This is a genomic window from Micromonospora echinofusca (genome assembly GCF_017614955.1).
GTDB lineage: Bacteria > Actinomycetota > Actinomycetes > Mycobacteriales > Micromonosporaceae > Micromonospora > Micromonospora echinofusca_A.
The window spans coordinates 1-26,312 of the sequence record NZ_WVUH01000023.1 but is presented as its reverse complement, the minus strand read 5'-3'; the positions used below and the strand labels follow the sequence as shown (position 1 = coordinate 26,312).

Sequence of the window (26,312 nt, the reverse complement as noted above, 5' to 3'; positions counted from 1 at the left end):
TCAGTGCCGCTTCCGTTCGACGAGGCGGGCCTCCAGCAGCCCGGCCAGCAGCCCGGCGGTGCGTTCCCGGTCGAGGCTCCGGTAGACCGGGTGGGTCCGGGCGAGGTGCTCGGTGTCCTGGGTGAGCGTCCGGTCGTCGACCCCGTCGCAGAGCGCCCAGACCAGGGCGGCGGCGTGGCTCAGCCGGACCCGACGGCTGTCGGGTGCGGTGACCACCACGCCGTCCACGTACGCCCGGACGGAGAGCTCCGGCAGCCGGTGCAGGGGCCCCGCCGCCGGATGCCAGCGCGGCCAGTACGCCAACGGCACCCGGTGCCAACCGAGGGTGGCCGCCGCCGCCAGGCAGGTCTGGGCGAACCGCCGCACCTCGGGCAGGCCGGTCTCCGCCGGGTCGGCCAGCGGGTCCACCCGCAGCAGCCGGCGGAAGTCGGCGAGCGGGAAGCCGGCCGGGGCGGACCGGTCGAGTTGCCGCCACACCCACTTCTCGCCGGGGAACAGGTCGTCGCAGGCGGCGGCGACCGCCTTGCCGGCGGTCCGCAGCAGCAACCGGGCGACCATCGTGGCGGCATCGGCGTCCGACGGGTCGTCGAGGAGCCCGGTCAGGTCCTCCTGCCCGTAGTGGGCCGCGTCGAGCCACCGGGTGAGCAGCAGCCGGCGCAGGACCCGGTCGTGCTCCCGCAGCCGCCGCCGGAGGGTGCCGAGGTACCCGCTGTCGACGACGACCTTCCCGGCGCGCAGCCGGAGCGCGGCGACGACGTCCCGGTCGGGGACGACGGCCGGTCCGGCGTCGCTGCGCAGGGAGGCGGTGGCGACCCGGTCGACGGTACCCGCCAGCCCGGCCGTCGACTCCCGGTGCACGTCGATGCGGACCGACTCGGCGAAGACCTGGTGCCGCCCGGGGGCGACGTCCGGCCCGAGCAGGTAGAGGTCCACGTCGGAGGTGCGGTTGCCCAGCCCGACCAGCAGGCTGCCGGTGAGGAAGGCGTCGGTCACCCCGGGCGTACCGGCCAGTCGCGCGGCCACCTGCCCGGCCAGGGCCCGGCGCTCGGCGGCGGTCACCACCATCCCGGGTTCTCCGGCAGGGCGAGGGACAGGTAGAGGCCGTCCTCCTCGACCATCACCCCGGACCGGCAGCACCGGTCCAGCAGCCCGGTGACCTGCGCGACGGAGACGTCGTACCCGTCGTCCCGCAACGAGCCGTGGACCCGGCCCGCCGAGCGGGGCGAGTCGCCGCACCGCTCGTACGCGTCGGCCTGCCAACCGGTGAGGACGGCCTTGCGGGGCTGGTCGGTGCGGCGGTCGACGAGGGTCAGCCGCCCCGGCAGGCGCTGGTAGATCAGGGACGGCCGGTGGGCCGTCCACTGTCGACGCCACTGCCGTACCGCCGTGGCGAGCGCCTGGTACGCCTCGTCGCTGCCGGTGCCCTCGGCGGTGTAGTCGAAGAAGTAGGCGATCCGCGAATGGTCCAGGTGGTCGGGGTAGATGTGCCGGTAGCTGGCCCGGGGCCGCACGTCGGAGAGCGGGAACGAGGGATCGGTGAAGTACGGGCTGAACCGTTCGAGCCACAGCCGGCTGCACCCGTCCGGGGGCTCCAGGTGGTGCAGCAGCGGGATCAACGCCACCTGCTGGTGGTAGTCGTCGTCGCGTTCACCGGGGAACCCGGTCAGCAGGTTCCAGGCGACCCGGATGCCGTGGTAGCGGGCCCACTTCAGCAACCTGATGTTGAGCAGCCGGGTGGCACCCTTGCGCATCAGTTTGAGTACCGGGGTGCTCAGGCTCTCGATGCCCGGCTGGATGGAGAGGATGCCGGCCCGGCGCAGCACCGCGAGCTGCTCGCGGGTCAGGTTCGCCTTGACCTCGAAGAAGACGTGGATGTCCCAGCGCCGCTCGGCCAGTTCCCGGCAGAACGAGGAGAGGTACCCCATGTCGATGATGTTGTCGACGGCCTCGACGTGCACCGACGGGTAGGTGCCGAGCAGGGTGGACAACTCGTCCAGGGCCCGGCCCGCGCTCTTCGACCGGTACGTCATGCCGAGCGCGTTGAGACCGCAGAACGTGCAGTGGTGCTTCTGCCCCCACCAGCACCCCCGGGCGAACTCCACCGGCAGCTTCACCGGGTCGGAGCCGAGCACGCCGGCCCGGCCGTGTGCGGTCAGACTCGTGAAGTAGTCCGCGTAGTCGGGTACCGGTAGCTGGTCCAGGTGGCTGGTCCGGGGGGCGTCGGCGGCGTCCGGGTTCGGCCCGGCGGCGGTGTGCACACCCGGGATGCGCGGCGGGTCACCCGGGGTCACCCCGGACCCGGCGATCGCGGCGAGCAGGCGGGGGAAGGCGACGTCGCCCTCACCGGCGACGATGTAGTCCAGCCAGGGCAGCTTGCCGGCGTACTCGGCCCCCATGTCACCGTCGAAGTTGGCGCCCCCGTAGACCTGCACCACGCCCGGGTGGCGCTCGCGCAGCACCCGCCCCAGGGCGAGGGACGCGGTGTTCTGGAGGAACGTGGAGGTGAAGCCGACCACGTCGTACCCACCCCAGTCGATCTTTTCGACGCAGGCGTCGAGCCACTGCGGGATGGTGCTGCGGCGCAGCTCGGTCAACTCGTCGAGGCTCCGGCCGGCGATCCGGGCCCAGTCCGTCCCGACCTCGGGGAAGTCCCGGTAGTACCGCTCCTCGGGGAGGATCTCGCCGAAGGCGGCGAAGGAGAACAGCCACTCGCCGATCAGGTGCAGCCGTTCGCTGCGCATCTCGGACAGCCCCTCGTACACCTGCCGTCCCACGGCGACGGCGAAGTCGAGGTTGAGGTAGTGCACGTCGCAGCGGTGGCCGGCCCGGCGGGCCACGGACTGGAGCAGTCCACACTGGATCGACGGCGCGTCGAGCCGGGCCCACGGCATGTTGACCAGTGCGACCCGCAGGCTCCGGGCCGGTGCCGGCTCGGGTACCACGGTGTCCGGGCGGGTGATCGGTGGAAGGAACTCAACCATGCATACCCGCCCCCCGACGCTCGGTATGAATACGGCTGTCGATGCTACCCGCCGTGGCACCTCCGTGACATCCCGGCGACCCGGAGCCGCCGCCCGGCACCGGGCCCGCCGGCCGAGGGGCTGCCCGGCCCGCCGCCGGGTCGCCGGTCGGATCAGCCGCTGACCATCTTGGTGGCGAACTCGCTCAACGCGATCCGGTTCGGCAGGCCGGTCTTGATGATGAGACTGGAGACGTGCCGCTCCACGGTGCGCGGCGACAGGTGCAGCCGACCGGCGATCTCCCGGTTGCTCAACCGTCCGATGAGCATCCGCAGCACCTCGAACTCCCGGACCGTGACCCCCGCCGACCGTAGCTCCGCAGGGATGTCACCGGCGCCGGAACGACGCTGCGTGACCCGTACCCCGGCCTGCCGCAGCAGGGCCCGGCAGGCGCTGGCCACCGCCGGTACGTCGGTGCGGTGGAAGTACTCCTCCACGCCACGCAGCCACTCCACCGGGTTGCCCCACCCCTCGTCGAGGGCCGACTCGGACACCAGACGCAGGGCCAGGTGCCGGCCGGTGGCGTACGGCGCACCGACCCGCAGGGCCTCGGCGACCGTCGCGGTGGCCTCCGCCGCCGCACCGCAGCGGCCGAGCAGCACCGCCCTGGCGAACAGCGCGAACTGCCGGTCCCAGCGCAGCCGGCTGGCCGGATCGGCCTGCACCGCGTCCACCGTGGCCAGGTCCACCCCGCCGGACATGGCCCGCAGCAGCAGGTGCAGGCCGTGCCGCCCGGACAGGTGGAACACGGTGGGACTCTGCTCCTCGGCTGTCAACGCCCGGGACAGCTCGTCCAGGGCGCGCGGCCGGTCCTCCTCCAACAGCGCGCAGAAGGTCCTGGCCAGCCCGTGCACCCGGGGGGCGTGCAGGGCCTGGTCACCGCTCCAGCGGCGGAACTCGGTCAGCGCGCCGTCCATGTCGCGGCGCCGGCCCTGGTGCCCGGCGAGCACCGCGCGCAGCAGCAGCACGTACTGGGTGGTCTCCAGCAGCTTCAACCGGGTGGTGGCGGCCAGGACCCGGTTGATCAGGGTGCCCGCCGTGTCGAACTCGCCGTGCAGGATGGCGTGCAGGGCCAGGCTCGCCTCCGCCTGGTACCGCGCGGTGACCGCACCGGCCTGGGAGGCCCGTTCCCGGGCCTGTTCGAGCCGGCTCAGGTCGGCGTCGCGCAGCGCGTCGTCGTTGCCGAGCCGGATCAGCGCGTGGATCTCCCAGATCGGCAGGTGGTGCTGGGCGGCGACGGTCCTGGCCCGCTCCAGGTACTCGGTCGCCTCGTCCGGGTCGCGGTGCCGGGTGAGCGCACCCAGCAGCTGCCACGCCTGACAGGCGACCACCGGCAGGGGTACGGCCTCCGCCACCGTGGCGGCCCGGCGGGCCATCGCCTCGGCGGTGGTGAGCTGGTCCTGGCCGGCGGTGTCGAGGACCAGGTGCGCGGCGACGACGTCGATCGGGGCCAGGTCCTCGGCGGCGGCGTCCGGCCCGAGGAGCTGACGGGCCCGGTCCACCTGGACCAGCGCGTCGGTGGAGCGGCCGGCGACCGCGGCGGCCCAGGCCAGCCGGGTGTGCAGCTGGGCCCGCCGACGGGGTTCGACCCCACCGATCTGGTCCAGGATGCCGACCGAGGAGAGCGCCCGCTCGACCAGCCCCGCCTCGGCGAGGGCGTAGAGCAGGGTCTCCAGGGCGTTCGCCCGGGCCGCCGCCGCACCGTCCCCACCGAGCAGGCCCATCGCCCGGTCGAGCAGGGCGACCGCCGACGTCGCCGCGCCCTGGGCCAGCGCCCGCCGGCCCGCCTCGGTGAAGAGCCGGCCGGCGGCGGCGGGCTCGTCCGCCTCCAGGTGGAGGGTCGCCGAGACCTGGCACCACTCGCCGGGCAGACCGGGGAAGACGGTCTCCACCGCGCGGACCACCGCGCGGGCGAGGTCCGCGCGGTCGGCCGGTCCGAGCAGGGTCAGCAGGGCGTCACGGGTGAGCTGGTGACGGAAGGCGTACCACTCGGCGAGCTGGTCGTCCACGGCGACCAGTTGCGCGGCCGGCTCGGCGGTCAACTGGTCGAGCAGCTCCCGCTCGGCGAGACCGGTGGCCGCCTGCACCACGGCGAGCGGGAACCGCTGGCCGATCAGGGCGCCCATCGACAGCAGCTCCCGGGTCTGGTCGGCGAGACCGGCCACCCCCTGGGTCATGCTGCGCGCGAAGGTCGCGGGCAGGGCCGCCGGCACCTCGTCGGCCATCCGCCAGCCCCGGTCACCGCCGATCAGCAGCCCGGCGTCGACCATCCCGGCGACGAGTTCCTCGATCAGGAAGGGATTGCCGGCGCTGCCGGCCCAGAGCAGGTCGGTGGCCTCCACCGGCAGGCGTTCCGGAGCGGTACCCAGGCAGGCCCCGGCCATCCGGCGCAGGCCGTCCCGGTCGAGCCGCCCGATCTCCAGTACCTTGCACTGGCCGCGTTGCGCGGCGGCGCGGGCGATGGTCAGGGCGGGGCAGGACTCGGAGCGGATCGCGCCGAGCAGCATCGTCGGTTGCAGACTGAGGTTGTCGATGAGGTACTCGAGGACGGTCAGGGTCTCCGGGTCGGCGTCCTGAAGGTCGTCGAGGAGCAGCAGGCAGCCCCGGTCCCGTCCGGCCAGCCCGGTCAGCCGGAGCACGGCCTCGGCGAGGATCACCAGGGAGGCACCCTCCTGGTCGGCCGGGGGGCGTCCCCAGTCGGGTACCAGCCGGCCGAGGATCGGCCCGTACGGGCCGAGGGCGGTGGGGTCCACCGGCCCGGACCGCAGCAGGGACAGCAGCGCCTCGGTCAGCGGGCGGAGTGGCACCACGGCACCGATCGCGCTGCTGCGGCCCCGCATCACCCGCATGTTCCCGCCCGCCGCCAGCTCCGCGACGGCCGACGCGAGCCGGGACTTACCGACACCGCTCTCACCGACGAGGAAGACCGCGCCACCCCGCCCGGACCGGGCCGACTCGAGGCTGTGCTGGACTGCGCGGAGTTCGGCGTCCCGACCGATCAGCTTCGAGGAACGGTACACAACTCCGCACGTTAGCCGAGCGGGGACGTGACGGGCCAATACCGTTCGGTCACCGACGGCCCCCGTCCGGTCGGTCCGGACGAGGGCCGTCGATGGCCGGTCAGAGGGTGAGGGTGGGGATGGTCGGACAGCAGGTCGTCATCGCCACCTGCTGGACGTCACCCCCGGCGCCGAGGAAGCCGCCGGCCACCAGACCCACCGGGACGGCCAGGCTGGCGAGGGCGGCGGCCCGGATACCGAACGCGACCGTGGACTGCACCCACAGGGCGCCGGCCGGGTGCTCCTCGGTCGGTGACGTCCCTTCGGTTCCGTTCGCGGTGCCGGCGGGGCGGTGGTTCTCAGACAACGGCTGTTCCTCCTGTTGCGTCGGATCATCGATGGTGGACGTGCGAAGCGGACGGTGCGCCGACCGGCTGGTCACCGGTTCGGCAACGTCGACCGGACCTGGTGGGCGGGTCGGCGTCGGTGGACCGGTGGGGTGTCGGTTCCAGCAGCAGGACCGAGGGGACCCGGCCAGGGGCGGCGATCCGCAACAGCCCGTACCCGATCCCGGCGAGCCCGGTGAGCAGGCCGGGGGTGGGCACCCCGTCGGGGGTCGCGCAACGTGGTCCCGAGCGGGCCAGCGCGCCGAGGATCCCCGCGTACCGGGCGGCGGCCAGCGTCGCCGGGTCGGCGTCGTCGCCGTCACCGGGCGGGTCGGCCCCGCCGCCCGCGCCCGCTCCGGTGCCGGTCAGGCCGACCAGCGTGTCGGCGACCCCGAGTTCCCCGTGGCAGAGACTGAGATCGTCCAGGAGCGGACGGGTGGCGAGGTCGGCCACCGTGGTCCCGGGCGGGGCCACCGGGCCGGCCGCCCGGTAGGCGGCCGGCACCAGCCCGGCGGCACCGGTGCACCAGCCGGTCGGTACGGGTCGCCGGTCCACCGTGGCGGCCACGGCCGTCCGCAGCGCCCGTCGGGCCGCCCGGGTGTACCGGGTCGGGTCACCGGCGCCGGTGGCGGCGTACCGGTCGAGGGCCCAGCCGATCCCGGCCGGACCGACGGCGAAGCCGGTCACCGCCGGGGCGGCCCCGGACCCGACCGGGTCGGCGTCGGATCCGACCAGCTCGGTGAGCCGGTCGGCGCAGGTGGTGGCGAGGTCCGCCGCCGCTGTCGTACCCAGTTCGACGTGGACGGCGGACATCGCGGCGAGGCAACCGGCGGTACCGTCGACCCAGCCGGCGGCGGTGCCGGCCGGGTCGACCGCGTTCCGGGCGGGTTCGACCGCCGCCCGGGCGAGGTCCACCGCGGTACCGGCGTACCGGGCCAGCTCCGGGTCGTCGAGCAGGGTGGCCAGCCGGGCCAGGCCGTAGGCGATGCCACCGAGGCCGGACAGGCCACCACAGCCGATCGCGGCGACCAGCTCCGGTCGCGCGGCGAGCAGGTCGTAGAGCCGGGGTACCGCGCCGAGGGCCCGCCGGGCGGTGTCGGCGTACCGGCCGATCCCGGTCAGGTCGGTGAGCTGGGCGAGGAAGAGCGCCACCCCGAGGTACCCGTGGGCGAGCCCGGCCCCCATCGGCAGGACGAGCCACTGCCGGTCGTCGACCAGTTCCAGGCCGAGCCAGTTCACCCGGTCCGGGCCGGGTACCGCCCGGGCCAGCAGGGTGTCCCCGATCTCCCGGGCGGCGTCGGTCAGCCGCTCGGCGGTGGCGGGGCGACCGTCGACCGGATGGGTCGTGGACCCCGCGTGGTGGGCGTCGGTGGCCGGATGGCGGGTGGCGAGGGTGGCCGCGACGATCCACTCCTGCTGCCGGCAGTCGGCCGGGCCCCACGCGTCGAGTTTCTCCCGGACCGTGTCGAGTCCACTGCGGGGCAACCGGACCACCGGCCGGGGGTCACCGGCGGCGCGCACCTCGCCACTGCCGGGGGAGGTACGGAACAGCGGTACGTCGCCGGCCCAGAGCGCGACGACCTCCCGGGCGGGGAACCGGGCGAGGGCCGGTGTCCCGGCCAGTCCCGCCCAGAGCACACCGAGGAGCCGGTCCCGGTCCAACCCGTCGCGGAGTACGTCCGGATGGGTCGACCCGTCGAGCAGGTGCTGGTACGCCGACGTGGGGCGGACCACGAGCCGGGTCTCGACGTCCGCACAGGACTCGACGAGGGCCCGGAACGCGGGCAGGTGCGCGCTGATCGTCGTGTACGCCCGGCGGAAGCCGTCCCGCAGCGCGTCCCGGTACGCGGCCGGGTCGAGGTCGGTGTCCCCGATCCGGGGGCGGTTGAGCCCGCCCGGAAAGGTGACCGCGCGTCGGGTCAGCCGCATCCGGTCGGTACCCGGGTCGGCCCAGTCGACCGTGCCGGTCGGCGCGGTCGCGCCACGGTCCCCACCGAGACCGGAGAGATCCATGATGCCCTCGTCGCCGACCACGATCAGCGGCACCAGTCCGGTCCGGTGCACCGAGGCGCCGAGCAGGTCGGCTGCCGGGTCCCCGGTGCCGGCCGGGTCGGTGGACGGGGGGTGGAAGAGGGTCTCGACGTCCACCGCCACCGGCATGTCCCCGTGGGCGATGACGTTCTCGTAGTGCATGTCCGTGGCGTGCAGGGCGTGCAGCAGGGCCAGCAGGACGCCCTGGCGACGGTAGAAGGTCCGGGCCCTGGCGACGGAGGTCAGGGGTCGGGGGTCGACGTACCCGGTCCAGCCGTAGCCGGGTCGCAGGAGGACGGCGGGTGCGGTCAGGCCCAGCTCCGGTGACCGGGCGCCGAGCCAGTCCAGGAACGCCCGGAACGCCGTCTCGGCGGCCAGGTCGCGTGGTTTGTAGACCACGCGCCGGCCGTCCGCGAAGTGCAGGATCGCCGGGGAGCGACCGCCGTCGTGGCTGTCGCCCCGGTCGCCGTCGACCGCGACGAGCGGCCCGGGGTCGGCACCGGGGAGCAGGGTCCGGGTGAGGTCGGCGCGGTCGGCGGTGAAGCGGGACAGCAGTTCCGCACCGGCGTCGGCGGCCGACCGGCTGGTCTGGGCGAGCAGGCGGGCCAGCACCGGGTAGCCGTCGACCAGCCCGGCCAGTCCGGCCGGTCCGGTGAGCTGGGCGACGAAGTCGGCGAACCGGGCGCGACCGTCGGTGCCGGCGAGCTGGCCGGCGGCCCGTCGGGTGTGCAGCTCCGCGACCAGGGTGCGGGCGGAGATGGTGACCAGCCGGCGGCTCAGCCGGGTGGCGAACTGCCGGGTGACGGCGGCGAGATCGACCCGATGCGGTGGGGGCAGCCGGTCGGCGGTGTCGAGCAGCCGGTCCACCGCCACGTCGACGAAGGGCCGTAACGGGACCGCGAAGGCGGCCTGCCAGTCCGTCGACGGCGGTGGCGGATCGGCGGGTACGGCGACCCGCAGTGCCTCCTCCACCGTCTCGGCCCAGGCCGGTCGGGTGGTGCGGGCGGCGAGTGCGGCGCGCTCCTCGGCCAGCAGGGCGAGCAGTCCGCGTTCGGTCAGTCCGAGGTCGACCAGCCGGCGGGACAGCGCCGACCCGTGCGCGGCCTGCCATTGCGCCAGCCGTTGTCCGGCCCGGTCCGCCAGCCCGGCGGTGGCCGTCGGGTCGTGGTCCCCGTGAGGGATGTCCGGCCTTGTCGGGGCCATGACAGTTGATGACGGTGCGTGACTGTCGTCCGGAATGGGTAACCGTTCGTGTAACGCCAGCCCACCGGCCCACCAGTCCGGGTCCAGCAGCGTCGCGCCGCTCTGGACGCCGCCTGTGGTGCGCGCTGCGGTGGGGGTCACCGAAGCACCGTGCCAAACCTGGACGCGGAGTTCATGCGTGGAGAGCACGCACATTTGTGTGATCCGGGCTGGCGGGGACGGTTGCGCCGGTCGGCGGGGTGGTGACCGGCGGGCCGGTGCGACGGGTCCGGCCAGGGGATGCGGTGTGGGCGGCCGGACCGGCGACAGGTCCGGATCCACCCGACGGCTAGTCACCTTGAGTAGTTTCAAGATCGCCTGAGGTGACTCTGTGTGAATTTAGGTATGCCGTACGCATGTTTTACCGGGCCGCGCCGATGAGTCTCCGGACGACGGTGTTGACCGTGGGCGGCAAGACACGAACGGAGCCAGCCATGGAGTTTCGCGTCCTGGGACCGGTGGGTGCGTTCCGAGACGGGGTGGAGATCGCGTTGGACGGCGCGAAGCAGCGGACGGTCCTCGCCGCGCTGCTGCTGGCCGACGGCCGGAGTGTCTCGGACACCCGGCTCTGCGAACTGCTCTGGGGTGAACGCCCGCCGGCCACCTTCGCCGCCCAGCTCTACAACTACGTGTCCCGGCTGCGCAAGTACCTCGGCGCGACGGTGGACATCGTCCGCCAGTGGTCCGGGTACCAGCTCCGGACCGGGCACGCCCGGCTCGACATCGACGAGTTCAACCGGCTCGCCGAACTCGGCCGGGAGGCCCTGCGCGACGGCCGGCACGGCGAGGCCGCCGGCCTGCTGCACGCGGCACTGGACCTCTGGCGGGGACCCGCGCTGTCCAACGTGACCGAACACCTCCTCGGTGCCGAGTCGCACCGGCTGGCCGAACTGCGGATGACGGTCCTGGAGAGCCGCATCGAAGCCGACCTGCTGCTCGGCCGGCACGTCCGGCTCATCCCGGAACTGACCCAACTCGTCGCCGCGCAGCCACTGCACGAGGGACTGCGCGGCCAGTTGATGACCGCGCTGGTCCGCTGCGACCGGCAGGCCGACGCGCTCGCCACCTACCACGAGGGACGACAGGTACTCGCCGACGAACTCGGAGTCGACCCGGGCCCGGCGCTCGCCGAGGCGTACCGGTCGATCCTGGCCGGCCCGGTGACACCGGTGCCGCCCGCCCGGGTGGCGGGGGAGTCCGGCTGGCACGGGGTACGGCCGGCGATGCTGCCACCCGGCGTCGGTGACTTCACCGGCCGGGACCGCGAGCTGGACCGGCTCACCCGGGTGCTGACCGCGGCGCCCCCGGCCAGCCCGGCCGTCGCACTGCTGACCGGGATGGCCGGCGTCGGCAAGAGCACCCTTGCCCTGCACGCCGCCCACCTGTCCCGGGCCGACTTCCCCGACGGGCAGCTCTACGCCGATCTCGGCGGCACCCGGGGCAACGCGGTGGAACCGTACGACGTGCTCGGCTGGTTCCTGCGCGGTCTCGGTCAACCCGAGCCGGCGATCCCCAAGGGGCTGGACGAACGGGTCCGCCTCTACCGCAGCCAGCTCGCCGGCCGGCGGGTACTGGTGATGCTCGACGGCGCCGCGAACTACGCGCAGCTCCGCCCGCTGCTTCCCGGTGACCCGGCCTGCCGGGTGATCGTCACCAGCCGGACCCGGCTGCCCGAGCTGGCCGGAGCGGCCTCGATCGAGGTGGACACCCTGGACCGGACCCAGGCGCTCGCCCTGTTCGAGCGGATCGTCGGCGCCGACCGGGTCGGCGCGGAGACCGCCGCCGCGCACCGCATCGTGGCACTGTGCGGCCGGCTCACGCTGGGCGTCCGGGTCGCGGGTTCCCGGCTGCTGGCCCGGCCGCACTGGTCCCTCGGCTACCTCGCCGACCGGTTGGCCGACGAACGGTTCCGCCTCGACGAGCTGCGTCTCGGCACGATGGACGTCCGGGAACGCCTGGAGGGCAGCTACCTGGCGCTGGCCGCCCCGGGTCAGCTCGCGCTGCGCCGGCTCGCCCTGCTGGACACCCCGGCCTTCCCGAGCTGGGCCGCCGCCGAGGTGCTGGGGGTCTCCCGGCAGACCGGCGAGGAGGTGGCCGAACACCTGGTCGACGCCCGGCTGTTGGAGATCGTCGACTCCGACGGCGGGCGCCGGCAGCGGCACCGGTTCCACGACCTGGTCCGGGTCTTCGCCCGGGAGAAGGCCGACCAGGCCGACCGGTTGCTGGTGGCCGGCAGCGGCGCGCTCTGCGGCGTACCGGCCTGACCGTGCCCGGACCGGACCGATCCGACCGGGCGCGCGGCGTGGCCGGTCGGTGTAGAGAAGATATAGCCCGGGGCAGCACGGTCACCGGTGTGAAGCCCGTGACATCGAGCGCCTGCGCGACCTCCGCCCCGGTGCGGATCGAGCAGACCGATCCGGACCTGATCGTGGCCCGGATCCGTCCCGACCTGGCCGACCCGGTCTTCGCCGGGCACTACCCGGGATTCCCGCTGCTGCCCGGGGTGCACATCTTCGAGTTCGTGCACCGGGCCGTGGTCGGGGCGGCCCCGCACCTGGCCCTCGACGAGGTCGTGTGCTGCCGGTTCCTGCTGCCGGTGGACTGCGACGAGGAACTGGTCGTGACCGTACGCCGCGACGGCGACCTGCACAGCGGCGTCGTCGCGGTCGCGGGCACCCCGGTCGCGGAGATCCTGCTGCGTTACCGGAACGAGGAGTGACCGCGATGATGGGGATCGAGGAGATCAAACGGATCATCCCGCACCGCCCCCCGATGCTGCTGGTCGACCGGGTCACCGAACTGGTGCCCCGGCGCTGGCTGGTGGGCTCGCTGACGCACACCGGCGACGGGCCGCTGCCGGTGTCGCTGCTGATCGAGTCCTGGGGGCAGGCGGCGCTGGTGCTGATCCGCCACGACCGCCCGATGCCCGACGTGCTCACCGACGGGGTACCCGTCGCCGGGGTCTTCGAGCACGTCCGGTTCGGCCGGCCGGTGCTGCCCGGGGAGACCGTGGAACACCGGGTCACCATGCAGCGGCTGGTCGCGGACACCGCGTTCGTCACCGGGGAGAGCGTGGTAGGCCCGGAGACGGTGATGCGGATCGGCCGGCTGGTCGGTGCGATGCGACCGGCGGACTCGCTGCGCCCGTCCCGGCCGGCCGTCGCCGCGCTTGCCGGGGAGGCGGCGCGATGACGGGGTTGGACGGCGTGACGACCGGGCCGGACGGTGCGATGACCGGGCCGGACGGTGCGATGACCGGGCCGGACGGTGCGATGACCGGGCCGGACGGTGCGATGACGGGGCCGGACGGCGTGACGACCGGGCCGGATGGTGGCGCGACGAGAGGGTCGGGCGGCCTGGGCGCCGGGGGACGGCCGGTCGCCCTGGTCACCGGCGGGTCCCGGGGCATCGGGCGGGCGGTTGTGCGCCAGCTCGTCCGCGACGGCTACGACGTGGGCATGTGCTACCAGTCCAGCCGGGAGGCCGCCGAGCAGGTGGTCGAGGAGGCCGAGGCGGACGGTGGTCGGGTACTGGCCCTGATGGTCGACGTCGCCGATCCGGCGGCGGTGAAGGACTTCGTCGGCACCGTCGAGCGGGAACTCGGCGATCCGGACGCGGTGGTCAGCGTCGCCGGGATCATCCGGGACCGGCCGCTGGCCCTGATGGCCGACGCCGACTGGCGCTCGGTCATCGAGGTGAACCTCGACGGCACGTACCACCTCTGCCGCTCGGTGATCCGGCGGATGATGCGGCGACGGACCGGCTCGATCGTGACCGTCTCCTCGGTCTCCGGCGTGGCCGGCAACGCGATGCAGACCAACTACTCCGCCTCCAAGGCCGGGGTCATCGGGTTCACCCGGGCCCTCGCCAAGGAGGTCGGGCGGTACGGCATCCGGGCCAACGTGGTCGCCCCCGGCTACATCGACACCGACATGATCGCCAGCCTGACCGACGAACTGGCCACCGTCGCCCGGGACCGGGTGGCCCTGGGCCGGCTCGGCCGGGCCGAGGAGATCGCCGACGTGGTCTCCTTCCTCGTCTCACCCCGGGCGTCGTACCTCACCGGTCAGGTGCTCACCGTCGACGGCGGCCTGTCCATGTGACCGGCCCCGGGTGCAGCCGGCGGTCCGGGAGGACACAGCAGGGGCATCCGGGAGGCGACAGGAAGGGCGTCCGGGAGGGACGCGAAGGACAGGGACGGGGGCGGTGACCGGCGGGTGCGACCGGTCACCGCCCCCGTCCGGCGGTGACCCTCGGGTACGCCGGGCCGAGCAGCCGGGTCAGCACGTCCAGCCGGTACGCGTCGGCGCCGACGAGGATGCGCTGCCGGTTCCGGGCCACCCCGCGCAGGATGACCCGGGCCGCGTGCTCCGGCGTCACGGTCACCGTCCGGTCGAACTGCTCCCGTACCGTGCGGTAGTCCCGCAGCCCGTCGTTGCGCGCGTTGCGCATGATGTTCGTCCGGATCCGACCCGGGTGTACGCAGCTCACCCCGACCGGGACCCGGTCGGCGCGCAGTTCCTGGGCGAGCGCCTCGGTGAAACCCCGGACGGCGAACTTCGCCGCGTTGTACCCGCTCTGCATCGGCGCGCCGGCCAGCCCCAGCATGCTGGAGACGTTCACCAGGTGCCCCCGGGCGGCGGTGAGCATCGGCAGGAACGCGCGGGTGCCGTGCACCACGCCCCAGAAGTCGACGTTCATCACCCACTCCAGGTCCTCCCAGGCCATGTCGGCCACCGAGGCCAGCAGGGTCACGCCCGCGTTGTTCACCACCAGGTCGGCCCGGCCGAAGTCGGCCCCGACCTGTGCGGCGTGCGCCAGCACCGCGACCCGGTCGGCCACGTCCAGCCGGTACCCGCGTACCCGCACCCCGAGCGGCGCGCAGCGCCGTACCGTCTCGCGCAGCCCCTCGTCGTCCACGTCGGAGAGCGCCAGGTGGGCACCCCGGGCGGCCAGCTCGACGGCGAGCGACCGGCCGATGCCGGAGCCGGCGCCGGTGACCACCGCCACCTTGTCCTTGAAGTCTTTCACCGTGGACCTTCCGATCGGGCGGGGTGTCTCCTGCTTCGGCCCACCGCAGGTCGGCGGTACCGGCGGTGCCCGCCGTCGGCAGGCTGCGCGGACCGGCTATGCGTTTCCTATGGGCGCTCGATATGTAGAGCCGCTATGAGGTGACCTGCCCACACTCCCTTCCGGTGGCCGTCGACACGGCTGCCCACCGGGTTCACGAAGGGAGAACGATGTCGGACATCTTCGGTTCGGCGATCACCGGGCTCGGTGCGTACCGACCCCACCAGGTGGTCACCAATTCGGACATCTCGGCGCGTACGGAGGTGACTCCGGAGTGGATCGAGGAGCGCACCGGGATCCGGACGCGGTACCGGGCCAGCGCTGAGGAGACCGTGCCGGTGATGGCCGCCGAAGCCGGCGGCAAGGCCCTGGCCATGGCCGACGTCGACCCGTCCGAGGTCGACCTGCTCATCCTCGCCACCGCCACCAAGCGGGACCGGATCCCCGGCGGCGCACCGGAGGTCGCGCACCGGATCGGCATCCCGGCCACCGGCGCCTTCGACCTGAACGCCGCCTGCGCCGGGTTCGCCTACTCGGTGGCGCTCGCCTCCAACGCGGTCCGGCTCGGTGAGGCCCGCAACGTGCTGGTCGTCGGCGCCGAACACCTGAGCGAGTTCATCGACCCGAACGACCCGGCCACCTACGTCATCTTCGGCGACGGGGCCGGCGCGGCGGTGGTCTCCCGCTCCGAAACCGCGGGCATCGGCCCGGTGGTCTGGGGCAGCGACGGCCGGCGGGCGCCGATCCTCGGCACCACGTGGGGCGCCGACGGCAAGGAGTACGCCTCGATGAACGGCCCACTGGTCTACCGGTGGTCCACCAAGAACGTGCCGCCCGTCGCCCGGCAGGCCTGCGCGAAGGCCGGGCTCGACATCGCCGACATCGACTGGTTCGTACCGCACCAGGCGAACCTGCGGATCATCGAGCAACTCGCCGAGATCCTGGAGATCCCGGAGGAGAAGGTCGCCGTGGACGTCGTCGACACCGGCAACACCTCCGCCGCGTCGGTGCCGCTGGCGCTGAGCCGGCTGCACGAGAGCGGCCGGACCCGCCCCGGCGACAAGGTGCTGCTGCTCGGCTTCGGTGCCGGCCTGGCCTACGCCGGCCAGGTCGTCCGGATGCCCTGACCCACCCCTGCCGTACCCCCTCTGGAAAGGAAACGCACCATGACCATGACCGTTGACCAGGTGTCGGCCGACGTCGAGCGGCTCACCCGCAAGCTGATGACCGAGGACACCGACCGGCCGATCTCCCCGGACGACACCTTCGTCGAACTGGGCCTCGACTCGCTCAAGCTGGTCGACCTGCTCGGCGCCGCCGAGGTGCACTTCGACATGGAGGTACCGGACGAGGAGGTCGGCAGCTTCGTCCGGGTCCGCGACCTGACCGACTTCGTGCTCCGCGCACGGTGACCGGCAGCGGCGGGGACACCCGGGAGCTGTCCACCGGTCAGGCGGCGCTCTGGGCGCTGTACCGGCTCGCGCCGGAGAGCCCCACCAGCAACGTGGTGACCGCCGTGGTGGCCGAGCCGGCGCTCGACCCCGACCTCCTCTCCGACGCCGTCGCGGCCCTCCAGCAGCGGCACGACCTGCTCCGGTCCCGGTTCGTCGAGACCGGGGCCGGGCCGGTCCGGCTGGTCCGCCCACCGGGACCCGGTGGCATCGAGGTCGTCGAGGTCGGTGACGTCGACGGGGCCGACCTGACCGACCTGGTCCGCGCCGTCGGCGCCCGACCGCTGCGGCTGGAGCAGGACGGGCCGTTGCGGGTCACGGTGCTGAGGCGCGGCACCGACTGCGTGGTGGTGCTCGTGGTCCACCACATCGCCACCGACGGGCTGTCCCAGCGGATCGTCTGGCGGGACCTCGGCGACGCGTACGGCCTGCTCCGCAGCGGCGTCGACGTCGACTGGAGTCCGCTGACCGGGTACGACGAGTTCGTCGTCCGGGAACGGGAGCTGCTCGCCGGTCCCCGCCGCGCCGAACTGGCCGACCACTGGGCACGTACCTGCGCCGGGGCGACCGCCGCCCTGCTGCCCACCGACCGGCCCCGCCCCGCGCACCGCTCGTACCGGGGCGCGGCGGTGGCCCGGACCCTGCCGGACGACCTCACCCGGCAGGTCCGGGCCACCGCCGTGGCCGCCGGGGTGACCCCGTTCACCGTGCTGCTCGGCGTCTTCGAGGCGCTGCTGCACCGCTACACCGGGCAGGACGAGTTCACCATCGGCTGCCCGGCGTCGCTGCGGCGCGGCCGGGCCCTGCGGGAGGTGGTCGGGCTGTTGGTCAACCCGATCGTGCTGCGCTCCTCGTTCCCGCCGGGCACCACCTTCGCCGACGCGATCGCCTCGGCCGCCCGCCAGGTGGCCGGGGGCACCGCGCACGCGGCCTACCCGCTGTCCCTGGTGCAGGCCGCCCGACCGGACCGGGACCCGCTGGTCCGGGTCACCTTCACCCTGCTGGCCCGGCAGTCCGACGACACCCTCTCGGACATCAGCCACGGGTTCGTCGGGCACCGGGTCCGGCAACTGCCCCTGCCGTACGACGAGGGCCAGTTCGACCTGGCGGTCACCGTCTACCAGGGGCCGGACGGCGCCCTGTTCGCCGAGTTCAACTACGACGTCGACCTGTTCGACGCCGGCACCGTCAGCGGGCTGCTCGACCGGTACCTGGACCTGCTCGGCGTGGCCTGCGCCGAGCCGGGTGCCGTGGTCGCCGGGGTGTCCCTGGTGGACGACGCCGAACAGCGGCTGCTGCTCGAACTCGGCATGAGCTGAACGCACTCGCGGCATGAGCTGAGAGACCCGGACAGAGCCGGGATATAGGGCCGGTATAGCGCCGGTCGGCAGCATTTCCGCGACACCCGGAAAGGAGGGCTGGAATGGAACACGGAATTCTCTCCGCAGTCGGCAACACGCCGTTGGTACGGCTGTCCCGGCTGTTTCCCGGTTCCCCTTCCCGGGTGTACGCGAAACTCGAACAGTTCAACCCGGGCGGGAGCATCAAGGACCGGGCCGCACTGAACATGCTGCGGGGCCGGATCGAGTCCGGGGAACTGGTGCCGGGGCGGTCGGTGGTGGTCGAGTCCAGCTCCGGCAACCTGGCCATCGGACTGGCCCAGGTCTGCGCCTACTACGGCATCCGGTTCATCTGCGTGGTCGACCCGAAGACCACCCGGCAGAACCTGGCGGTGCTCGCCGCGTACCGGGCCGAGATCGAGATGATCGAGCACCCCGACCCGGAGACCGGCGAGTACCTGCCGGTGCGCCGGCGCCGGGTCCGCGAACTGGTCGAGACGGTGCCCGGCGCGTACCGCCCGGACCAGTACACCAACCCGCTCAACGCCCGCGCCCAGCGGCAGACCATGGCGGAGATCGTCGCCGCCCTCGACGGGCGGGTGGACTACCTGTTCTGCGCCACCGGCACCTGCGGCACCCTGGTCGGCTGCGCCGACTACCTGCGGGAGCACGGCCACCGGACCCGGATCGTGGCGGTCGACGCGGTGGGCAGCGCCATCTTCGGCCAGCCCCCGACCCCCCGGTTGATCCCCGGGCACGGCGCCTCCGTCGTACCGCCGCTGGCCGAACGTGCCGCACCGGACGAGGTGCTGCACGTCTCCGACCTGGACTGCGTGGTCGGCTGCCGGCTGCTGGCCGACCGGGAGGCGATCCTCGCCGGTGGCTCGTCCGGGGCCACCGTGGCCGCCCTGCGCCGCCGGATCGCCGACCTGCCGGCCGGGTCGACCAGCGTGCTGATCTTCCCCGACAACGGCGACCGCTATCTCGACACCATCTATTCCGACCAGTGGGTGACCGGACAGTTCGGCGAGGTCACCCATCTGTGGAAGGGCGACGAATGCTGATCATCGGACACCAGGTGGTCCGGGAGATTCTCGACGGTGCCGACGCGCGGGTCGTCGATCTGGTCCGGCAGGCGTACCTGTGGCACGAAAAGGGCCGGACCAGCCTGCCGCACTCGGTCTTCCTTCGATTCCCCGACGCCCCCCGCAACCGCATCATCGGACTGCCGGCGTATCTCGGATCGGAACCGCCGTCCGCCGGAATGAAATGGATCTCGTCGTTCCCGGCGAACATCGACCGAGGGCTGGACCGGGCCAGTGCCGCGATCGTACTGAACTCACTGGACACCGGCGTGCCGACCGCGTTCGTCGAGGGATCGGTGATCTCCGCCCGGCGGACCGCCGCCAGCGCCGCCCTCGCCGCCGACCTGGCGACCGCCGACCGTCGACCGGACGGGGTGGCGCTGATCGGCTGCGGCCTGATCAACCGCGAGGTGCTGCGCTTCCTCACCGTCACCCTGGGCCCGCTGCCCGCCGTGGTCCTGCACGACACCGATCCGCGCCGGGCCGCCGCCTTCGCCGCCCACGCGGCGACCCTGCTGCCCGACGCCACCGTCACCGTGGTGGACCACGCCGAACGGGCCCTCGCCGCGCACCGGCTGACCTCGATCGCCACCACCGCCAGTGCACCGCACCTGGACCTGGCCGCCTGCCCGGCCGGCGCGGTGCTGCTGCACCTCTCGCTGCGGGACCTGCACCCGGCGGCGGTCCTGGCCGCCCGCAACGTCGTCGACGACCCCGACCACGTGTGCCGGGAACGCACCTCGCTGCACCTGGCCGAGCAGGCGACCGGCGGCCGGGACTTCATCCACACCACGATCGGCCGGCTCGCCGGTGGCGCCGCCCTGCCGCCCGGGGACGGGCCGGTGGTGGTCTCCCCGTTCGGTCTCGGGGTGCTGGACATCGCGCTCGCCGAACACGTCCGCACCGTCGCGGCGAGCCGGGGCCTGGGCGTGCGGATCGACGACTTCGGACCCGTGCCGGCCGCCACCGTGGCGGCGGCGGAACCCACGAGGGAGAACACATGAGCGACGACGACCGCAGCTACCTGGTGGTGCTCAACGACGAGGAGCAGTACTCGATCTGGTGGAGCGACCGGGCGCTGCCGGCCGGTTGGCGGGCCGAGGGCACCGCGGGTACCCGCGACGAGTGCCTGGCCCGCATCGGCGAGATCTGGACCGACATGCGGCCGGCGAGCCTGCGCCGGCGCATGGACGGCAAGGCGACCGTCTGACGGTCCGCGACGGCCCGCGCCCCATCCCACTCCGGAGGAACCCCGATGAGCACCCCCCTGTCCACCGTCGCGGCGCCCGGCCCGGACAGCGCCGAACCGGTCGTCCTGCCGGAACTGGTCACCCGCCAGGCACTGTCGACGCCGCACGCCACCGCGCTGGTCGCCGGGGACGAACGGGTCGACTACGCCGACCTCGACCGCCGCGCCAACCGGCTCGCGCACCACCTGGTCGGGCTCGGGGTCGGCCCGGAGTCCCTGGTCGGCGTGTACCTGCGCCGGGGGGTCGACCTGGTGGTGGCGCTGCTGGCGGTGTGGCGGGCCGGTGGGGCGTACGTGCCGCTGGACCCGACCCACCCGGCGGACCGGCGCCGGTGGATCATCGGGGAGACCGGGGTGGACGTCCTGCTCACCCAGGTCGACCTGCTCGACGAGGGCCTGGTCGGGCCGACCCGGGTGGTCTGCCTGGACGCCGACCGGATCCCGGCCGGCCCGGACACCGCCCCGGACGTGCCGATCCACCCGGACCACGCCGCCTACGTGCTCTACACCTCCGGCTCGACCGGCCGACCCAAGGGCGTGGTGATCACCCACCGGGGGATCGGCAACCGGGTGGCCTGGACCGTCCGGCGACCCGGTCTCGCCGCCGGGGACCGGGTCCTCCAGAAGACCCCGGTCAGCTTCGACGCGGCCGGCTGGGAGTTCTTCGCCCCGCTGATCTGCGGGGCGACCGTGGTCCTGGCCCCGGACGGCGCGGACCGGGACCCGGCCGCGCTGGTCGCCGAGATCATCCGGTCCGGGACCACCGTGCTCCAGGGCGTCCCGTCGGTGCTGCACCTGCTGGTCGAGGAGGCGGACTGGTCGCGCTGCCACAGCCTGCGGCTGGTCTTCTCCGCCGGTGAGCCGCTGCACGCCGAACTCTGCCAGCGCCTGCGGACCGCACCCGGGGTGCAGGTGTGGAACACCTACGGCCCGACCGAGTGCGCCATCGACGTCACCGCCCAGCCGGTCGACCCCGACCAGCGGACCGGGCCGGTGCCGATCGGGCGTCCCCTGGACAACCTGCGGCTCCAGGTGCTCGACGGCAACCGCCGGCCGGTACCGGTCGGGGTGGTCGGTGACCTCTACGTCGGCGGCGCCGGCCTCGGCCGGGGGTACCTGAACCGGCCGGACCTGACCGCCGACCGGTTCGTACCGGACGAGTACGGCCCGCCCGGCGCCCGCCTCTACCGCACCGGTGACCAGGTCCGCTGGCGGACCGACCGGACCCTGGAGTTCGTCGGCCGCTCCGACGACCAGGTCAAGGTCAACGGGGTACGCATCGAACCGGCCGAGGTGGAGGCCGTCCTCGCCGCGCACCCCGACGTACGCCGGGCCGTGGTGGTGGCCACCGGTGAACCGGGCGGCCCCCGTCAACTCGCCGCGTACGTCGCCGGCCGGCGTCCGTTGACCGGTGCCGAACTGCGCGCCTTCCTCACCGACCGGCTGCCCGAACCCCTCGTCCCGGCGGTCTTCGTGCCGGTCGACGAGTTCCCGCTGACCACCAGTGGCAAGATCGACCGGTCGGCGTTGCCCCCGCTAGACAGCAGCGCCGACCGGCCCGACCACCAGGCACCCCGTACCGAGGCCGAACGCCTGGTCGCCCGGGTCTGGCAGCGGCTGCTCGACGTCGACCGGGTCGGCGTGCACGACGACATCCACCAGCTCGGCGGGTCGTCCCTGGTGACCATCCGGCTGGCCGGTCGGCTCGCCGCCGAGTCCGGTATCCGGCTGGACCTGCGGGACCTGCTCACCGCGACCACGGTCGCCCAGCAGGCCGCCCTGCTGGAGCAGGCCCGCGCCGCCGCGTCCGCGCCGGACCCGACCACACCGGCGGCCCCGACGCCGACCCCTGTGGTGGTACCGGTACCCCGGACCGGCCCGCTGCCGCTCTCCGCCGCGCAACGCCGGCTCTGGCTGCTGGACCGGCTGCACCCGGCCAGCCCGGAATGGGTGGTGCCGCTCTACCTACGGCTGCCCGGCGCCCTCGACCCGGCGACCGTCCGGGCCGCGCTGACCGCGCTGGAGACCCGGCACGAGGCGCTGCGGACCCGCTACCTGGTCGTCGACGGCGAACCGCAGCAGCGGATCGCGCCCCCCGGCGACATCGACCTGGTGGTCCGGCCCGCCACCGGTACCCCGCTGGCCGAACTGGTCGACGCGCAACTGCGCCAGGGCTTCGACCTGGCCACCGGTCCACTGTGGCGGGCCACCCTGGTCACCGCACCCGGGCAGGACCACCTGCTGCTGGTCGCCCTGCACCACATCGCCTCCGACGCCGGTACCGCCGCCGTCCTGGAACGCGATCTGCGGCACCTCTGCACCGCCCTCGCCGAGGGACATACCCCGGACCTGCCGCCACTGCCCGTGCAGTACGCCGACTACGCCACCTGGCAGCACCGGCACCTCACCGACGCGCTCGTCGCACGGGAACTCGACTTCTGGCGCGCCGAACTGGCCGGGGTGCCCGAGCTGGCCCTGCCGACCGACCGGCCCCGCCCGCCGGTCCGTGACCCGCACGGCGCGCACGTTGCCTTCGACCTCCCCGCCGACCTGGCCACCCGACTCACCGAACTGGGCCGCAGCTGCGCGGCCACCCCGTTCATGACCCTGCTGGCCGGCTTCGCCACCCTGCTCGGCCGGTACACCGGGCAGTGGGACGTCCCGGTCGGCGCCCCCGCGTCCGGCAACCGCCCGACCGAGGTGGAACAGGTCGCCGGGGTGTTCCTCAACCCGGTGGTGCTGCGCTGCACCCTCGACCCGGCGGGCGACTTCCGCGCGGCCGTCGCCGCCGTCCGGGACCGGACGGTGGCCGCCCTGGCCCACCAGGAACTGCCGTTCGAGCGGCTGGTGGAGGACCTGGTCACCGACCGGGACCTGTCCCGTACCCCGCTCTACCAGGTGATGCTCAACGTGCAGGAGGGCGGCATCACCGGCCAGTCGACCGACGACCCGACCCTGCTCGCCGCCCTGCACACCGCCGCGCAGGTGGCCAAGACCGACCTGACCATGCACGTCTGGCCCCGCCCCGACGGCTCGTACACCGGCACCCTGGAGTACGCCACGGCGCTGTTCGACGCGGCGACCGTGCAGCGGCTGGCCGACCACTTCGTCCGGCTGCTCACCGCTGCGGTGACCCGACCCGACGAGCGGATCGGCGACCTGGACCTGCTCTCCCCGGCCGAGCGGGAGCACCTGCTGTACGGCGTGCAGGGCCGGCAGGTACCCCGGTCGGCGGCAACCGTCTGCGACCTGTTCGAGGCCCAGCGGGACCGCACCCCCGACGCGGTGGCGCTGCGGCACCACGGGTCGACCACCTCGTACGCCACCCTCGACGACCGGGCCAACCGGATCGCCCACCACCTGCGCCGGGCCGGCACCGGCACCGGGGACGTGGTGGCCGTCCTGCTCGACCGGGGACCGGACCTGGTCGCGGCGATCCTCGGCACCTGGAAGGCCGGCGCGGCGGTGCTGCCGCTCGACCCGGCCTACCCGGCTGCCCGGATCGGGCACATGCTCGCCACCGCCGGGGTCCGGCTCGCCGTCACCCGGAGCGGGTACGCCGGCCGGTTCGACGTGCCCACCCTGCACACCGACACCCACCGGCTGATGATCGGCGCCGGCCCGACCGGTCGGCCGGACCGGGACACCGACCCGGAGCAGACGGCGTACGTGCTGTTCACCTCCGGGTCGACCGGCCGCCCCAAGGGGGTGCTGCTCTCCCACCGGGCGGTGTCGAACTTCCTGGCCTGCGCGACCGAGACCGAGGCGCTGGGCGACCGGGGGGACCGGGCCGGGCAGGGCGACGGTGCCCCGCTGTTCACCACCATCGCCTTCGACCTGTCCATCCCCAACCTGTTCAGCCCGCTGACCAGCGGCCAGTCCGTCACCCTGCTCCCCGCCGACCTGGACATCGCCCGGCTCGGCCGGCTGCTGGTCGACGCCGGACCGTACGACCGGTTCATCATGACCCCGCCGCACCTGGAACTGCTCACCGAGCAGCTCGACGACGCGCAGTCCGGCCGGTTGTCCGGGCTGATCTGGACCGCCGGGGCGGCCCTGCGCCGGGACACCGCGAACCGGTGGCTGGACCGGCTCGGACCGGGTGGTCTGACCAACAGCTACGGCCCGACCGAGACCACGGTCATCATGACCGCGTACCCGGTCACCGAACCGCAGACCACCGAGATCGTGCCGATCGGCCGCCCGTTGGCGAACACCGTGGTGCGGATCCTCGACGACGGGTTGCGGCTGCTGCCGGTCGGCGCGGTCGGCGAGCTGTACATCGGCGGCGCCTGCCTGGCCACCGGGTACGCCGGCCGGCCGGACCTGACCGCCGAACGGTTCCTGCCCGACCCGTACGGCCCGCCGGGCAGCCGGCTCTACCGCAGCGGCGACCTGGTCCGGATGCGCCCCGACGGCACCATGGACTTCGTCGGCCGGGCCGACGACCAGGTGAAGGTACGCGGGTACCGGGTCGAACTCGGCGAGGTCCGGGCGGTCGTGGAGGAACACCCGGGGGTACGTCAGGCCGCCGTCGTCGTGCACGACGACCGGCTGGTCGCCTTCCACCGGGGCGACGCCCCCGACCTGGCCGGGCACTGCGCCCGACTGCTGCCCGACTTCATGGTCCCGGGCCGGTTCGTGCCGGTGCCGGAACTCCCGCTGAACACCAACGGGAAGGTGGACCGGGCCGCCCTGCTCACCCTGCTCGCCACTGCTGACGCGGTAGCCGGCGACGCGGGGGAGACCCCCGCCGCGCCGCGCACCGTCGTGGAGGAACGCATCGCCGCGATCTGGCGGGACCTGCTCGCCGTACCGGAGGTCGGGGTGCGGCAGAACTTCTTCGCCCTCGGCGGGCACTCCGTCCTGGCCGCCCGGCTGGTCGCCGCGCTCCAGGAGGAGTTCGACCTCGACGTACCGATCCGCCTGGTCTTCCAGCAGCCCACCGTCGAGGCGCTGGCGACCGGGGTGGAGGACCTGATCCGGGCCGAGGTGGACGCCCTGCCCGACGCCGACCTGACCGAAGAACTGCGGCAGACCAAGGAGCACCACGCATGACCGCGACCGCGAACGAGCCCAACCTGCGCGAGGAACTCGTCCGGCGGCGGCTGGCCGGCCGGGCCACCGGCCGCCGCAGCACCATCCCCACCGTCGACCGTTCCGGGGACCTGCCGCTCTCCCACGGCCAGCAGCAGATGTGGTTCCTCAACCGGATGGACCCGACCAGCGCCGAGTACCTGGTCTCGTCGGCGCTGCGGCTGCGCGGCCCGCTGAACCACCGCGCCCTGGTCCGCGCCTGGGACGCCCTGCTCGCCCGGCACGAGATCCTGCGTACCCGGTACACCCTGCGGGACCTGACCCCGCAGCAGGTCGTCGACGCCCCCCGGCACCAGGAACTGCCGCTGGTCGACCTGACCGAACTGCCGGCCGCCGACCGGGCCGACCGGGCCGACCAGCTGATGGCCGAACTCGGCGACCTCGGCTTCGACCTGGCCACCGAGTGGCCGGTCCGGGCCACCCTGTTGCGCCTCGGCGCCCACGAGCACCTGCTCGTCGTCGTGGTGCACCACATCGCCTGCGACGCCCCGTCCACGGTGGTGCTGATGGACGACCTGGCCCGGCTGTACGGCGGGTACGCCGTCGGCGACGAGCCGGTCCTGCCGCCGGCCGGGGTGCAGTTCGCCGACTTCGCCGCCTGGCAGCGCGACCGGCTCCGGGGGGAGCTGCTGGACCGGCACCTCGACTACTGGCGCCAGCAGCTCGCCGACAGCACCCCGCTGGAACTGCCCACCGACCGGCCCCGACCCCGGGTCCGGGACTGGCGGGGCGCCTCGGTGCCGTTCGCGCTCCCCGCCGGGGTCTCCGCCGCACTGCGGCAGGTGGCCCGGGACGCCGACACCACCCTCTTCGTCACCCTGCTGGCCGCGTTCCAGGCACTGCTGTCCCGCTACACCGGCCGGACCGACATCCCCGTCGGCAGCGTCACCTCGGTACGCAGCCGGGCCGAACTGCAACGGCTCGTCGGGTACGGCGTGGACAACCTGGTGCTGCGCGGCACCTGGACCGGCGACCCCGCCTTCACCGAGCTGCTGGCCGCCACCCGGGGCACCGTGCTGGACGCCTTCGACCACACCGACACCCCGTTCGCGCTGCTGGTCGACGAACTCGAACCGGACCGGGACCTCTCCCGCACGCCGCTCTACCAGGTCGCCTTCACCCTCCAGGACGACGCCCCGGCCGGTGACTGGCCGGCCGGCATCACCGCCGAGGCGGTCTGGCCGCCCACCCGGACCGCCAAGACCGACCTCACCCTGCACGTCGTCGAAGGTGCCGACGGGGAACTGCGCGGGCACATCGAGTACGCCACCGCGCTCTTCGACCCCGCGACCGTGCAGCGGATGGCCGGCCACCTCGGCCGGCTCCTCGCCCACGTGGGCGC

The 26,312-nt window shown here is 73.9% G+C and carries 18 protein-coding genes; 12 read left to right on the top strand and 6 right to left on the bottom strand.

Annotation, left to right across the window (positions count from 1 at the left end; genetic code table 11):
* From GSF22_RS05115 to GSF22_RS05095, 5 genes are all read right to left on the bottom strand, one after another.
* Nucleotides 1-1,065, bottom strand: coding sequence for a hypothetical protein (locus GSF22_RS05115; protein ID WP_208811567.1), 1,065 nt, complete (start codon nt 1,063-1,065; stop codon nt 1-3).
* Nucleotides 1,056-2,981 carry a RiPP maturation radical SAM C-methyltransferase gene (locus GSF22_RS05110; RefSeq protein ID WP_208811566.1) on the bottom strand — a complete coding sequence of 642 codons (1,926 nt, stop codon included), beginning with the start codon at nt 2,979-2,981 and terminating at the stop codon, nt 1,056-1,058. The genes GSF22_RS05115 and GSF22_RS05110 overlap by 10 nt, the downstream gene beginning before the upstream one ends.
* Before the next feature lie 152 nt (nt 2,982-3,133).
* Nucleotides 3,134-6,040, bottom strand: a complete 2,907-nt coding sequence (locus tag GSF22_RS35325) for an ATP-binding protein (RefSeq protein ID WP_307803739.1) — start codon at nt 6,038-6,040, stop codon at nt 3,134-3,136.
* 100 nt (nt 6,041-6,140) lie between these two features.
* The gene (locus tag GSF22_RS05100; protein ID WP_208811564.1) at nt 6,141-6,386 is read right to left on the bottom strand and encodes a hypothetical protein; all 246 of its coding nucleotides are present in this window, start codon (nt 6,384-6,386) and stop codon (nt 6,141-6,143) included.
* Nucleotides 6,387-6,411: 25 nt separating this feature from the next.
* Nucleotides 6,412-9,780 carry a type 2 lanthipeptide synthetase LanM family protein gene (locus tag GSF22_RS05095; protein ID WP_208811563.1) on the bottom strand — a complete coding sequence of 1,123 codons (3,369 nt, stop codon included), beginning with the start codon at nt 9,778-9,780 and terminating at the stop codon, nt 6,412-6,414.
* 332 nt (nt 9,781-10,112) lie between these two features.
* Between GSF22_RS05095 and GSF22_RS05090 the strand changes: the two genes are divergently transcribed.
* The 4 genes from GSF22_RS05090 to GSF22_RS05075 all read left to right on the top strand — a co-directional run bounded on the left by GSF22_RS05090 (nt 10,113) and on the right by GSF22_RS05075 (nt 13,781).
* The gene (locus tag GSF22_RS05090) at nt 10,113-11,942 is read left to right on the top strand and encodes an AfsR/SARP family transcriptional regulator (protein ID WP_208811562.1); all 1,830 of its coding nucleotides are present in this window, start codon (nt 10,113-10,115) and stop codon (nt 11,940-11,942) included.
* Between the two features lie 89 nt (nt 11,943-12,031).
* Nucleotides 12,032-12,397, top strand: a complete 366-nt coding sequence (locus tag GSF22_RS05085; protein ID WP_208811561.1) for a hypothetical protein — start codon at nt 12,032-12,034, stop codon at nt 12,395-12,397.
* Nucleotides 12,398-12,402: 5 nt separating this feature from the next.
* The gene (locus tag GSF22_RS05080) at nt 12,403-12,870 is read left to right on the top strand and encodes a 3-hydroxyacyl-ACP dehydratase FabZ family protein (protein ID WP_208811560.1); all 468 of its coding nucleotides are present in this window, start codon (nt 12,403-12,405) and stop codon (nt 12,868-12,870) included.
* Nucleotides 12,867-13,781 (top strand): SDR family oxidoreductase, encoded by a 915-nt coding sequence (locus GSF22_RS05075; RefSeq protein ID WP_280116765.1) that lies wholly within the window; start codon nt 12,867-12,869, stop codon nt 13,779-13,781. The genes GSF22_RS05080 and GSF22_RS05075 overlap by 4 nt, the downstream gene beginning before the upstream one ends.
* 124 nt (nt 13,782-13,905) lie before the next feature.
* Here GSF22_RS05075 and GSF22_RS05070 read toward each other — a convergent pair whose 3' ends face one another.
* A complete protein-coding gene (locus GSF22_RS05070; RefSeq protein ID WP_208811559.1) occupies nt 13,906-14,709 on the bottom strand; it encodes an SDR family NAD(P)-dependent oxidoreductase in 804 nt (267 codons plus the stop codon).
* Nucleotides 14,710-14,927: 218 nt separating this feature from the next.
* Between GSF22_RS05070 and GSF22_RS05065 the strand changes: the two genes are divergently transcribed.
* The 8 genes from GSF22_RS05065 to GSF22_RS05030 all read left to right on the top strand — a co-directional run.
* Complete coding sequence (locus GSF22_RS05065) at nt 14,928-15,875, top strand: beta-ketoacyl-ACP synthase III (protein ID WP_208811576.1); 948 nt, start codon at nt 14,928-14,930, stop codon at nt 15,873-15,875.
* Between the two features lie 39 nt (nt 15,876-15,914).
* Nucleotides 15,915-16,160: an acyl carrier protein gene (locus tag GSF22_RS34475; RefSeq protein WP_307803737.1), complete on the top strand. Its 246-nt coding sequence runs from the start codon at nt 15,915-15,917 to the stop codon at nt 16,158-16,160.
* Complete coding sequence (locus GSF22_RS05055; protein ID WP_208811558.1) at nt 16,157-17,518, top strand: condensation domain-containing protein; 1,362 nt, start codon at nt 16,157-16,159, stop codon at nt 17,516-17,518. Before GSF22_RS34475 ends, GSF22_RS05055 begins: the two co-directional genes overlap by 4 nt.
* Nucleotides 17,519-17,622: 104 nt before the next feature.
* A complete protein-coding gene (gene sbnA, locus GSF22_RS05050) occupies nt 17,623-18,603 on the top strand; it encodes a 2,3-diaminopropionate biosynthesis protein SbnA (protein WP_208811557.1) in 981 nt (326 codons plus the stop codon).
* Entirely contained in the window at nt 18,597-19,628 is a 1,032-nt protein-coding gene (gene sbnB / locus GSF22_RS05045) for a 2,3-diaminopropionate biosynthesis protein SbnB (protein WP_208811556.1), read from the top strand. The genes sbnA and sbnB overlap by 7 nt, the downstream gene beginning before the upstream one ends.
* On the top strand, nt 19,625-19,834 hold the full coding sequence (locus GSF22_RS05040) for an MbtH family protein (protein ID WP_208811555.1): 210 nt from the start codon (nt 19,625-19,627) through the stop codon (nt 19,832-19,834). The genes sbnB and GSF22_RS05040 overlap by 4 nt, the downstream gene beginning before the upstream one ends.
* Nucleotides 19,835-19,879: 45 nt before the next feature.
* Nucleotides 19,880-24,931, top strand: coding sequence for a non-ribosomal peptide synthetase (locus GSF22_RS05035; protein ID WP_208811554.1), 5,052 nt, complete (start codon nt 19,880-19,882; stop codon nt 24,929-24,931).
* The coding region (locus GSF22_RS05030; RefSeq protein ID WP_244366261.1) for a condensation domain-containing protein at nt 24,928-26,312 on the top strand (1,385 nt) is incomplete at its 3' end. The genes GSF22_RS05035 and GSF22_RS05030, both read left to right, overlap by 4 nt.

Coding starts and splice junctions, on each gene's coding strand:
- GSF22_RS05115 (WP_208811567.1), bottom strand. CDS start 1,065: ATGGTGGTGACCGCCGCCGAGCGCCGGGCCCTGGCCGGGCAGGTGGCC.
- GSF22_RS05110 (WP_208811566.1), bottom strand. CDS start 2,981: ATGGTTGAGTTCCTTCCACCGATCACCCGCCCGGACACCGTGGTACCC.
- GSF22_RS05090 (WP_208811562.1), top strand. CDS start 10,113: ATGGAGTTTCGCGTCCTGGGACCGGTGGGTGCGTTCCGAGACGGGGTG.
- GSF22_RS05080 (WP_208811560.1), top strand. CDS start 12,403: ATGATGGGGATCGAGGAGATCAAACGGATCATCCCGCACCGCCCCCCG.
- GSF22_RS05075 (WP_280116765.1), top strand. CDS start 12,867: ATGACGGGGTTGGACGGCGTGACGACCGGGCCGGACGGTGCGATGACC.
- GSF22_RS34475 (WP_307803737.1), top strand. CDS start 15,915: ATGACCATGACCGTTGACCAGGTGTCGGCCGACGTCGAGCGGCTCACC.
- sbnA (WP_208811557.1), top strand. CDS start 17,623: ATGGAACACGGAATTCTCTCCGCAGTCGGCAACACGCCGTTGGTACGG.
- sbnB (WP_208811556.1), top strand. CDS start 18,597: ATGCTGATCATCGGACACCAGGTGGTCCGGGAGATTCTCGACGGTGCC.
- GSF22_RS05040 (WP_208811555.1), top strand. CDS start 19,625: ATGAGCGACGACGACCGCAGCTACCTGGTGGTGCTCAACGACGAGGAG.
- GSF22_RS05035 (WP_208811554.1), top strand. CDS start 19,880: ATGAGCACCCCCCTGTCCACCGTCGCGGCGCCCGGCCCGGACAGCGCC.